This is a genomic window from Flavobacterium sp. LK-23, from assembly GCF_058135255.1.
Genome location: NZ_JBYUVT010000004.1, coordinates 403,776 through 415,804 on the forward strand (window position 1 = coordinate 403,776; position 12,029 = coordinate 415,804).

Annotated in this window: 10 protein-coding genes and 6 tRNA genes; all 16 read right to left on the reverse strand. The window is 33.6% G+C overall.

Going from position 1 to position 12,029, the window contains the following annotated elements; genetic code table 11:
• Complete coding sequence (locus AC3Y25_RS09275; RefSeq protein ID WP_489902550.1) at positions 1-699, reverse strand: hypothetical protein; 699 nt, start codon at positions 697-699, stop codon at positions 1-3.
• A gap of 1 nt (position 700) precedes the next feature.
• Entirely contained in the window at positions 701-1,831 is a 1,131-nt protein-coding gene (locus AC3Y25_RS09280) for an AAA family ATPase (RefSeq protein WP_095928884.1), read from the reverse strand.
• A 35-nt stretch (positions 1,832-1,866) separates the two neighbouring features.
• A complete protein-coding gene (locus AC3Y25_RS09285; protein ID WP_489902551.1) occupies positions 1,867-2,493 on the reverse strand; it encodes a hypothetical protein in 627 nt (208 codons plus the stop codon).
• A gap of 239 nt (positions 2,494-2,732) precedes the next feature.
• Complete coding sequence (locus AC3Y25_RS09290) at positions 2,733-3,278, reverse strand: 3'-5' exonuclease (RefSeq protein WP_489902552.1); 546 nt, start codon at positions 3,276-3,278, stop codon at positions 2,733-2,735.
• 313 nt (positions 3,279-3,591) lie between these two features.
• Positions 3,592-4,095: a hypothetical protein gene (locus AC3Y25_RS09295; protein ID WP_489902553.1), complete on the reverse strand. Its 504-nt coding sequence runs from the start codon at positions 4,093-4,095 to the stop codon at positions 3,592-3,594.
• Positions 4,096-4,418: 323 nt separating this feature from the next.
• Positions 4,419-5,516 (reverse strand): slipin family protein, encoded by a 1,098-nt coding sequence (locus AC3Y25_RS09300; protein ID WP_489902554.1) that lies wholly within the window; start codon positions 5,514-5,516, stop codon positions 4,419-4,421.
• Positions 5,517-6,291: 775 nt separating this feature from the next.
• Entirely contained in the window at positions 6,292-7,077 is a 786-nt protein-coding gene (locus tag AC3Y25_RS09305) for a hypothetical protein (protein ID WP_489902555.1), read from the reverse strand.
• A gap of 28 nt (positions 7,078-7,105) precedes the next feature.
• On the reverse strand, positions 7,106-7,675 hold the full coding sequence (locus tag AC3Y25_RS09310) for a hypothetical protein (protein ID WP_489902556.1): 570 nt from the start codon (positions 7,673-7,675) through the stop codon (positions 7,106-7,108).
• A gap of 27 nt (positions 7,676-7,702) precedes the next feature.
• Positions 7,703-7,775: transfer RNA gene (locus tag AC3Y25_RS09315), tRNA-Leu, on the reverse strand.
• Positions 7,776-8,016: 241 nt separating this feature from the next.
• Positions 8,017-8,089 (reverse strand) — tRNA-Asp (locus AC3Y25_RS09320).
• 20 nt (positions 8,090-8,109) lie between these two features.
• Positions 8,110-8,183: transfer RNA gene (locus AC3Y25_RS09325), tRNA-Arg, on the reverse strand.
• Between the two features lie 893 nt (positions 8,184-9,076).
• Positions 9,077-9,152, reverse strand: a tRNA-Ser gene (locus tag AC3Y25_RS09330).
• Positions 9,153-9,262: 110 nt separating this feature from the next.
• A tRNA-Ala gene (locus tag AC3Y25_RS09335) sits at positions 9,263-9,336 on the reverse strand.
• Positions 9,337-9,460: 124 nt separating this feature from the next.
• A tRNA-Trp gene (locus AC3Y25_RS09340) sits at positions 9,461-9,533 on the reverse strand.
• Positions 9,534-9,610: 77 nt separating this feature from the next.
• Positions 9,611-10,990, reverse strand: coding sequence for an SDR family NAD(P)-dependent oxidoreductase (locus AC3Y25_RS09345; protein ID WP_489902557.1), 1,380 nt, complete (start codon positions 10,988-10,990; stop codon positions 9,611-9,613).
• 58 nt (positions 10,991-11,048) lie between these two features.
• Positions 11,049-11,765 (reverse strand): DUF434 domain-containing protein, encoded by a 717-nt coding sequence (locus tag AC3Y25_RS09350; protein WP_489902558.1) that lies wholly within the window; start codon positions 11,763-11,765, stop codon positions 11,049-11,051.
• Positions 11,766-12,029 lie beyond the last annotated feature (264 nt).

Consider the following 12,029-nt stretch of genomic DNA (forward strand, 5'->3'; position numbering starts at 1 on the left):
TTATGAAAAAGTTAAGCGAAATGAACTAATTGATAGTGGTTTTACATTTTGTTTGGGAATAGAAGAATAACTATTATCCTTATTCCATAATATTATATTTTTATCGAAAGGATTTAATTTATCCTTAAGTGTTTTGGTCAAAACAGGCCATTCAAAATCATACCCTGTAGGGATTAAAAAATCATTCTTAGACCAAAATGTATTTCCTTTTAAAGGCAATAAAGGCTTCCCAATAATCAATGCTTTATTATTGATTACAACCCATTGCAAAGGTTCAAGTCTAAATTTTGGTGCAGATTCGATATAGGATTTCAGTTCCTGATATTCTACCAATAAAGCGTATGCTTCTTTTACATCTTCCGATCGTTTTAATGCAATCTGCAGTGTATCACTTATACCGAAAAAATTATGATTGAAATTTGGCAGTGAAATAGGTAAACCTCTCAAAACCGGCGACCATAATAAACCCGAAGGCAGTTTTTTGGTAGGTAATTGTTTTCCTTTTTCGAACAACAAATTTTCTTTTAACTCATATATTTTGGTATACGGAATCTGTAGAAGTTCAGTGGAGTCTATTTGATCCTCCGTGAACTCTTTTATCCAGATGGTACTGGTCTCAAAAGCTATTTTGAGATTTTCCCAATGTCGTATTGCTCCAAGAAAATCTTTATGCTCTTTATTAATTTCTAAAAAGTACATGTTAAATAGTTTGAAGAATTTTTTGCCACAAAGATTCTATATGTTCCTGAATGTATTTTTTCTTTTCTGCATCTTTGATCCAGTCGCAGCGGGTTTGAATATATCTCAATTTATCTTTAATCACGTTTTGCTCTTCAAAAGAAAGACTATCATCCTGCCATTTCTCGATCAGATAATTTACTTCTTTCATTACACTTTCAGCATCCGGTGTCTTATTGTACATCGCTTGTGGGTGTGCTTCTGTTGAAGTATCTTTCTCGATAATTTTATTAATGATTCCTTCCAGAATTTCAATTTGCTCTTCGTTATCCCAAATATATTTCAACACCCAAAAATCTGACACAATAGATTCTTTTCTTCCGCACATTAGCGCACTTGCTGCAACAAGGTTTTGAAGTTTTACGGCACGTCGGTCTGAAACTTTGATGCCAGTATTTCGAAGACTATGAATAATATCTACATATTCGTTTCGTGTAGCACTCAAATCTACCTGACGACAAAGTTTTTGCAATTCGCGAACCTCATCTGCCGAAATAGTGGGCACTTCTTCAGTCACCGAGCTTTCTAGTTTCCATCCAGCAAGCAATACCTGATGTAATAAATCTGGTTCTACATAATCACATTTGATACGAATCAAAAAACGGTCAAGCAAAGCGTTTAACGATTCATCTTCCGGCATAAGGTTACTTGCACCTACAAACATCAATGCTGGCAATTTTTTAGTTTCTTTACCACGGCGAAAGATTTTTTCGTTAAGCGCCATCAGCAAACTGTTCAGGATAGCCGAATTGGCGTTAAAAATCTCATCTAGGAAAACCATAGAAGCTTCAGGCATCATACCGTCAGTATTGGTAATCAATTCTCCTTCTTTTAGTTTTCGAATATCAAAAGGTCCAAAAATCTCATTAGGTTCTGTAAAACGGGTCAACAGATATTCAAAATTTTTGTCGCCCTCTATTCCTTTAGAAAGCGATCTGACAATGGCGCTTTTTGCAGTTCCTGGAGGTCCAAGCAAAAAAGCATTTTCTCGTGCCAGTAATCCAATTCCTAATAGATCGATAATTTCATTTTTACCAACAAAAGTTTCTTTGATATGTTTTAAAACGGCATTTAATTTAGCTGTAGCATTCATTATTTTACTTCTATTTTTTAATAATTCGTTTATTTTTAAAGTTGAGCCCAGAATAGCTTTTGGTAGTCTCCAAACCCTATTTCCAATTGTTTTTTTATAAAATCAGACTGTGCCCATTTTATAGATTTTCTTTGCACCACTCGGTCAATATAAAGTTGCAGTAAACAATCATTTTCTGCGATTATCTCAAAATTTACATTTTCCGAATCCAGATCAGACCCAATAGCAGAATAATGAAAATGAATTAAATGTTTTTCTAAAATATCAATAATCAAATCTTCTGGATCAATCTTCCTAATTTCTGTTATAATCTGAGGTAAAAAACGCAGACAAAGATCTGATGAAATAATTGCCGAAGCATCTATTGTGCCTTTATAAAAAGGTAAAAGTTCTTTTACATCACTCATTTTATGCTCTCTGTGCAATAAAAGTTGCGTGGCCAAATATAACGTTCTGGCAGACCATAAAGCAGCTTCTCCATTAAAGTCGGGAGCAGTTCCGGGATATTCTAAAATTTCCTTTTCATATTCTGTTTCCAGAAACAAAACGGCTTCTTTTTCCTCTGTTTGGGCTATTGTAATTAGTTTATCATACAAAATAACCTGTTCAATGGTTCTGAGATGATAAATAGTATCCAAAAAAGGCGTTTTTATTTTTTCCATAGTATTATAATTATACCTTTCTGAATCGGATTTTATTTCCTAATAGAACAATCTTCTGTCTCATACGAAAAATTGTACATTAACAAATATATTATTAAATCCGAACCTTTGCGCAAATAATCGTTTTAGCTTTTGCAATTGTTTTTAACAAGAAAGTGAAACTACAGCTGCAAACAACTGCAGTTTCCTTCTACAGCTATCAACCATGCATTCGATAGCTATTATTAACAAATTAAACTCTAATTTTTAAGGCACCAATTCAAAATCTTTGCGATGTTTTTGGCGTCGTCAATTCCGCGGTGATGTGTTCCTTCTAACGGAATATTCAGCAATGCAAGTGCACCATTCATTCCTGTTGGTTTAACCAAGCCAAACTTTTCGGCAAAATGCTCTTTTACATTGATATGCTCCTCACCCATTGGATAGGAAACACCAAACGATTTACATTGTTTTTTCAGCATATTCAAATCGTACTGACCGTAACTTGCCCAAGTGTACAAATCGGGATTATATTCGTCGATAAGCTCATTAATAGCATCTTCAAAACTAACTCCGCTCTTATCAAGTAAATCCTGAGTAATGGTGGTCAATTCTGTACAAAACAAACTAACGGTTGAGCGTTGCGGCTTTACCAATATCCCTTTATTCTTAGAAATTGCTCCCGTTTCTGTATCCAACACAGCCAAACCAATTTCTATAATTTCATTTTGCTGCCCGCTCGGGACCGCGCCTTGCCAGCATGTGGCTTCTAAATCGATAATAATAATTTTATCTGTAGTTTTCATTTTTTTTTAATTTTTTAATAATTATTTTTTTTTCTAACCGCTAAGAGCGCTAAAATTCACGCAAAGGAACGCTAAGATTAGTTTCTCGCAGATTCAGCAGATTTTTTTAAATAATCCTTTTAATCTTATTAATCTGTGGCTAAAAAACTTTGCGCCTTTGCGCCTTTGCGAGATTTTCTAACCGCTAAGAGCGCTAAGATTTACGCAAAAGAACGCTAAGATTAGTTTCTCGCAGATTCAGCAGATTTTTTTTAATAATCTTATTAATCTGTGTCTAAAAAACTTTGTGTCTTAGCGACTTTGTGGCAGACCTTTAGAAAAACATGCTTTTAAATTCTAGAAAGAAACTTCTTTTCTTAGACTTTTTTTCATGCTTTTCTTTTTTTACAGCATTCTTCTTTTCAAAAACAGCTTTAGCTTTCTCAAGCTTTTTAACTGGTTTTGTCTCTTCTTTTTTAGAAGTTTCATAAAACTTTTTGAAAGGACGCGACTCAAAATCAACCAAAATAGCTGCCATATTTATAGCATCAATATTGGATGGATCTGTTTCTCCTTTTAAGAAAGTTTCGATAGGTCTGAACTTATCTTTCTTTTCCTTAAACTTGTTCTTTTTCGTATGATCGAAATCTAGCCCTAATAGGTTTTTAAAAACATTCAAATCATCTTGAGTTGGGTTATTTTCGAAAATAAGCCAGCACAAATCACGAAGTTTTCCACGAGAAGGCTTGTACAAATAATCAAAGTATTTGCCGCCTTTTTCTATCTCGTATTTATTTCTAATTGCTTTTTTATATTTTTCTAGTGTATTGTTTTGCATGATATTTTTCTTTTGCAATTCTTGGAAATCTCAGGAAATCGAAGGTTTTTCTGGGAAATCCAATATCACAAAAGTTTAAAAGCACGCTTGCTTTACTAGAGAAATATCTCTAAATGATATATAGGGTTTCCCGAAAATTTACCTTTTCATTCCATAGGCTAATGCATTCTAAATCTGCTCCTTTAATTGAGGCAAACGAAGATTCACTTAACTCCACTGTACCCGTTTGACCTTTATGGCCCGACGCAAATCCTATTTCTTGATTCATCCTTAAATTTTTATTATTAAACTTAAACGATCAACATTTACTGCTAATGGTTCTTTTACTTTACGAAGATTTCTTTTAATTGACCAATTACGTTTCCACCACCAGAAATGGTGATTTCACCAATTTTATCAGCGATTTTTTCAACGTATTCCATCTCTTTCAACTTCCACAACATTTCGTTTTCTTCCATCAGCTTTGCTGTGTTTAGCAAACTTCTTGTTGCTGCAGTTTCTTCTCTTCTCATAATGCTGTTGGCCTGCGCTTTTTTCTCAGCAACCAAAACCTGATTCATGATTTCTTTCATATCTCCTGGAAGAATTACATCTCTTATTCCAGCATCAGAAATTGTTAAACCTAAATCTTCGATCTTAGTTTTTGCTTCTTCTAAAATTGCATCGGCAATTGCATCCTTCTTTGACAATAATTCATCTAAAGTTAATCCGCCAACAAAAGCTCTTAAAGCCAGTTGCATTGCGACATACAATTGTTTTTCAAAATCTTTATTTTCAGTCAAAGCTTTCATAATATCAACCACTTGATATCTCACAAAAAAGTTGATTCTTAATCCTGCCTTATCTTTAGTCAACAACTCCTGACCAGAAATTTCCAATTGTTGCTGTCTAGTATCAACCGTTTTCACTTCGATTGTAATGGCGTTATTCCAGAAATAATGTGTCCCTGATTTCAATTCTTTCACAAAAGTTCCATTCACAAATAACAAAGCTTTGTCATTACTTGCTACAATAAATTTTCTTGTGAAGTATCTCATCTTAACATTTTCCAATAAGTTTACTGGAATATTTTCTGTGATTTCAATTTTAGACAAATCTGCTTTAATGAATTCATTTTTTACAACTCCTCTCCAAAAAGCATACTTTCCTGGCACCAAAACTTCTTTAAAATTTCCTTTTACAAATTGTAATACAATTTCGTTATCGGCAACTTCAACAACTTCCAAAAGAGATGCTAACACTTCATTTTGCAATAAAATATCCAACTCAAAAGGAGCCTGAAAAGATCCGTTTAGATCGTAAATCATAATGTTTTTGTTTCCAAAAATCCAGTGTAATCCTTCTTCTAATACTTTTATTAATTTTCTATTTTCGAACACCAAGCCTACTTGGTAAGTCTCGATTTTAATTCTTTTTATCATAATGTTTTTTTGTTTAAAGTTTCATGTTTAAAGTTTCATGTTCTGAAATCATTAAAACCTCTATTCTCTTTATTCTTTCCTAATATTCTCTTTCCTCTATTCTCTTCTTAATAAAAAAACCTCTTTGCCTTTCTCCTCCAAGAAAAACGGACGAATAGTTTGTTCTTTGTCTGTCTGAATTGTTTCTGATTTTATTTTATTGAGAGAATCCCCAACTTCTCTTAACAATCAAATCAAAAAGAAAACAGACTTTTCAAGACACATTTCGATTCGCACTGGCTTTATCAGAGTGTGAAACATCAGATTCTAAAATCCTAATTTCACTGACAAAGACAAATCAGTTTTTTCTAATGGTCATCCTTTTAAGAGTGATGCGCTCTACTGTTACAGGTTTTTGAGACCCGTCGACTAACCAATTCGTCCAACCGAAACGTGTTCGGTGCAGGATTCGAACCTGCATAACACATCCAATGCTCTATCCAAATTGAGCTACCACATTACTGTGAATGGGATTCGAACCCACAACCCTTAGATCCCTTGTGCGATAATTTTTTGGAAAACCATCAAAACCTCCAAACCAAGCTGCATAGAAAAACATAATACGCTTTCGCGAAAAGTCTGCTACAATGGTGCTATACAGAAACACCCAACAAGGCTTGTTTGATATTTTTAATCAAAGTTTCCTTTGATATTCATTTTTTTTTAAGAACGTTTTTTGTTTCTTAAACAAAGATTCAAATGATCCTGCGCAATTATTCTGCGCAGGATATTTTTTTTAATTAATCCATTCTATAACCGTCGATAAATAAGCTTCTCTTACTTCATCAAATCGAGTTATGTTCGGAATATGATTTACTTCTAACAAATATTTAGAACCATCTTTTCCAACGATATAATCATTTCCAATCATATCCATCTTCAAAGTTTCTTTTATATAAATTGTATCTGCTAACAAATCTTCATCAACAGGCATAAAACCTGTGTTATCAGGATGAATAGATTTTAACCAATCGTCTCCTTCTAATTTAATCTGCCAATAAACATCTCCAATCATCATGATACGAACGGCTTCTCCTTCATAATAAGGTTCAATTGTAGCCGTAAATTTGCTTTCCCATTCTCCTGTAAAACGATGTTTATTCTCGCCGCAATGCCAATTACCCCATTTGGCAACCGTATCATTTTCAATAGTTACAGAAGCTCCAGCACTTATAAACCCACGGGGTGCACTAAATTTCGAAAGAGATAATGCTTTTACCAGACACGGAATCTTAAATCGGCAATCCAACATTGCTACCGCATTCGGATAACAGTCTCCTCGCCAAATTGCTAAACCAGTAATAAAATCGAAATCATTATCGTAAATTCCATAATAAACCACTTTATCAACTGGAAGCATTCCAACTCCATTGGCTTTTTCGATATAGAGCACTTCATCTTTTACTACGATTTTAGGAATAGACTGATGCCAAATAATATGTCCTGAATAACTGGCTTTTATTACATCATACTCTTCTTGTTCAATTCCAACAAGGGCTATTCGGTTGTATAATTCTTTCATTTTTTTACTTTTTAGCGTTATTTACTTTTTATACAGATTCTAATTTCATTCGTTTAATACCAAAATCTGATTTTCTTAATTTACACATTCGCTCATCTGAAATGTGATGGAAAACAATACCTTCAATGTCATTTTCTGATAAGAATATTTCTAAATCCTTAAAATCAAGACTTACAAAATCAAGTATTTCACTTCCGTGTTTTACCAATGTATGTTTCTCAAAATTTTCCGGGTTTCCTTGTACTTTAGGTCCGCATAATTCGTAAGTTCCGTCAACTTTATTTTCTAATCCATCAAAACCTTCAAAGAAATGTTTATCCTCCGATTTTGAACGATCACATTTTAACCAGTGTGGGTGATGTCCCGAAATTGGATCTGCTTCCTGACAAGGAATTGCTCCCAACGGAATTGTTCTTCCTTTTTTAGCATCAAACCTTTTAAATATTTCACCCTCTATAATTGCGGCAGATGTACCGTCAAATTTTCTGGTTGCAATAGCTTCTCCTTCAAAAACCCATTTGTTTTCAACATTAATTTTATCTATAACCCTTCCTAAATCATTAGGATCTTTGGCGAATAATGTGCTTATCTTTTTCATTGTATATTTTTTTTAATCTTCATTTTGTACAGGAAGAGAGACTCGAACTCTCAGGAAACTGATTCTAAATCAGTCGTGTTTACCATTTCACCATTCCTGCATTTTTAATTAAGTTTCTAAGTTGCAGAGATGCTAAGGGATTAAGTTTTTTAAACTTTTAAATCTGAATCTTAGCAACTTTAAAAAACCATTTCATTTGTCTGGGAAGCAGTCCCGATAGCTATCGGGAGAACCTGCGAGCTTCCGCATCCAAAGCGGGTAAACAACCTCCGTTATCTTCCCAGGTCTATTTAAGTAACTTAGAATCTTAGCATCTCAGAAACTTAGAAACTTTAAAAAAGCGGCTCATACGGGAGTCGAACCCGTTTCTCCCGAGAGACAATCGGGAAGGTTAGCCAGTAACCCCAATGAGCCAGTTCCTTCTAGAGAACAAGTGATTTTGGAAGGATTCGAACCTTCGACCATCTGCTTCGTAGGCAGACGCTCTATCCAACTGAGCTACAAAATCATTTTTTTGGGCATAAAAAAAGCACCCGATCAAAGGTGCTTTACAAAATTCAACGTGATATAACTATCCTATTGCCTATATTGATGCACCTGCATTGTCAAACGTCCAAGATCGAATCTTGCGTTTAGTGGTAATCCGTATGATATTTTATTTTGTAAAGCCATTTTGTATGCTGTATTATATTTTAAATTCTTGTTATTATTTGAAACGCTGTGTTTCAATTTTGTTCGGCAAAGATAATGTCGAAAAAATCATATTTCCAAATATTTTTTTAAGATTATTTTTCTGATTATCAATTAGTTATACTAAAAATTAAACCAAAGAAATCCCTGTCCGCAAACTGGTGCAGATTTCTCTTTTTATCAAATGACTGTTACTCATCAGATTACTTTTCAAGATTATATTTCGCTATTTGGTTTAATCATTAAACATTTTGTCAATTATTTTTTTAGTTTTTTAAGTTATGGTTTAATATTCTATCATTTTTATTGTCTTTCTATTCTATTTTATTGTCACAATGAACGAAGTCAAAGTGGTTAAAAACAAAAAAAGCGCCCTACTTTGAGGACGCTTTTCTGTTTTATGATGAGTTTGACTCTAAATTTTACATTTTAATTTCATAAAAATACATATTGCATCCTGATACTTTAGCCGGAAGTTCTCCTGCTAAGTGGTCAAAATATTTTGCGATTGAAAGTGTCATATGTATTTTAATATATTAATTATGGCTACAAATGTAGTATATTTTGTCATAATTTAAATTGGCTAGTGAAATTAATTTTAACATATTTTTTTTAAACCAACTTAATTACTCTGATATTCAACAGTATACAATTTAAATAAATTGAACGCATGTTTTAAGGAATTTACTACCGCGAAAATGCGTATTTAAGAAAAGGTGGGCAAGGACTCGAACCTGCATCCTTCTGTTTAGCAAACAGTTGCTCTTCCAATTGAGCTAACATCTTTGTATTTTTTATTTGCCACGAAGGCACTAAGACACGAAGTTTTCTTTTTAAGTTTTGAAGCAAAAAAACCTTTGTCAATTTGAAACTATGCGTCTTTGTAACTTAAAAAAGAAAGGTGTGCCTGGACTCGAACCTGCAACCTCTTACCTGCTGGGTAAACGCTCTTCCAATTGAGCTAACACCTTTATATTTTTATTTGCCATGAAGGCGCTAAGACAAAAAGTTTTTTTTTTAAAGTTTTGAAGCAAAAATTAACAAACAAAAACCTTTGTCACTCTGTCTCTTTGAACCTTTGCAACTTTAAAAAAAAAGGGTGCACCTGGACTCGAACCTGTACCTTTCCCAGTGGTGGGGAACGCTCTTCCAATTGAGCTAACACCCTAGTGGATAGTTGGGACTCGAACCCAAAACTTTTCCTGTGGCGGGAATATTTTTCCAATTAAACTACTATCCTAACTTTTACCAATTGGAAACTTTGTAGTTTTTCAACAAGACCCCAAATATACTTTTTCCTTTAATACCCTGCACGATTGGATCAAAAATTCTGCTGGCTCCATCTACAGAATCCAGCGGCGGAATATATCCTTCTTCAAACTGCTTTTTTCGCAGACTTTCTCTTGCTCCGGTCGAAATCCAGCCAACATCTACACTGGTCATAAAGATGGCATCTTCTGCAAATTCTTTGGCAGAAGTAAGTGTCATCATATTCAGTGCTGCTTTTGTCATATTAGTATGAGGGTGAAAAATCGTTTTGTTAGTATAACTAAATATACCTTCAGAAGATGTCACATTTATAATAAAACGTTCATGAAATGCTGAGTTTAAAAATAATGGTTTAAGTTCTTTTATGAGGAAATAAGGCGCAATTTGATTGATCAGATTAACCTCAACAAGCTCATACATGCTAATTTCTTCCAAAGTAGAATTCCAACTGGTTTTATCCCGATTATCAACAGGTTGTCCAAAACGCGAAAGTGCGATTTCGGTTTGTTCTTCAAAACCATACTCTAAAGCTTTTACCTCTGATGTTACTTGAGTTTTATTGGCAATCAGATGGACATTTACCGAAAATTCTCCAAGCAGGTTTTCTTCTTTTCTAATTAATGGAACATAATATTCATCTGGATATTTTATAGTTTGAGCCGCATTATTTATTAAAATGTCCAAACTGTCAAATTTGGATTTATAAAACGATACAAATTCATTAATAGCATTTAGATTTCGTAAATCCAGACCATAGATAATCAGATTTTCTCCCCATTGCTCAAAATCTTCTTCAAGTTTGAACTGTTCTAACGCAAGCGCAGGAAAACGGGTTGTAAGTACAACATTGGCATTACTTCGCAATAATTTTAAAGCTGTTGCAAAACCTACCTTTACTCGTCCGCCAGTTAAAATTACGTTTCTTCCTTTTAGATCTATATTCTGAAAACGTTTTTCATAGTTTTCTTCTGCACATTCTGGACAAAGTCTTGTGTAGAAACTATGGGCCAACTTATAAGACCGATTACAGGCATAACAATTTTTAGGCAGATTTAATTCGGTAAATTGTTGTTCTTCTGGATTTTCTTTTTCTGAAAATAATGTTTCTCCTTTTAAAGCTTTTGATACTATAGTCGCGTTTATACTAACCTGAAAATCCTGCTGCTTTTTTGAAGTATAACTGACGCTTCGGATATTTTTTTTGGCATTTTTATGAATTTTGGTAATCAAACCCGCAAATAAATCGTTGTCAGGATTCTCCAACGGATTGTCTTTTAAAGCCTGTAAAACCTTTATACAGCTTTTCCATTCTTCATCATCAAAAATATAGGTATTGTTGTTATTGTTTTCTTTCATTATTTTTTAAAGAATTACAGCTTTGGCCTCATTTAAAAAAGAACATTCTTTTTTAAATTTATTCACTGCAAATTATAGTTTCAGTTATATTGAGATGAGTCAAAACATATTTCATCAAATTAAAATTTGCCAAAGCATGATCTAAAATCCACGCGTCAGATGTTATCGCAATTTGATTACTTTCTGCCATAACTTTATCAGGATTATTGACTAGTTCGACTTTCCAATCCAAACAATTTTTCAAAGCGATTTCTTCAATTATCTGTTTTAATTTCCCGCTATTAGAAACGGGTTTATCAAACAACCAATGCGCCGTTTTTACTTTTTCGTTTCTAAAAAAATCCACTATTATGTCAATCGCCTGCGAAGTCTGATTTACCTTTCTGTAAGTTCCATAAACACTTGACAAATCTCTTATGTAACCATCTAATCCTGTAAAAACATAGGCTTTTGATAAGATGCTTTCCAGCAAAATTAACACATTAAAACCATCAATAACAATTTCTTTCCCTTCTAGATCCTTATTTTGAATTTCCTTTGATTTTCGGTCTTCAATCTGACTTTGAGAAGCACTCATTCCACGAACAGCTTGTTGCTGACGCGCATTTAAACGGTAGCGATTTCCAACCAAAACCAATGTTGCTTTTTCGCCATAACCTCTGCTAAGAAAGTAGCGCATATCTGCAACAGCTTCTTTTAGTTTCTGTTGCATTTTTAAAGTTCCGAAGAGCGCATCATCGCTGGCTTCTTTTCCCCGGTTTTTTAGATTTGTCATTTTTTATTGAAGTTAAAGCTTTGATAAAGTAACGTTCTTTTTTTGTTACCAACTACAACTACTTAGACTTTTTATATAAAAAAAAGAATTTAAAAAAGGCTGTTCTAATGCACTGCCCCCAAAAAGTTAGACGCTATTTGGGGGCATTTTTATGGAAAGAAAAGTCAAGCACAGCTATGAATTCAAACTTGAGTGTGTAGAATTAGTAGTTGTTAAACATTATTCATTTGCATTAGCATCTAGCGAGAAAGGAACCAGCAAATC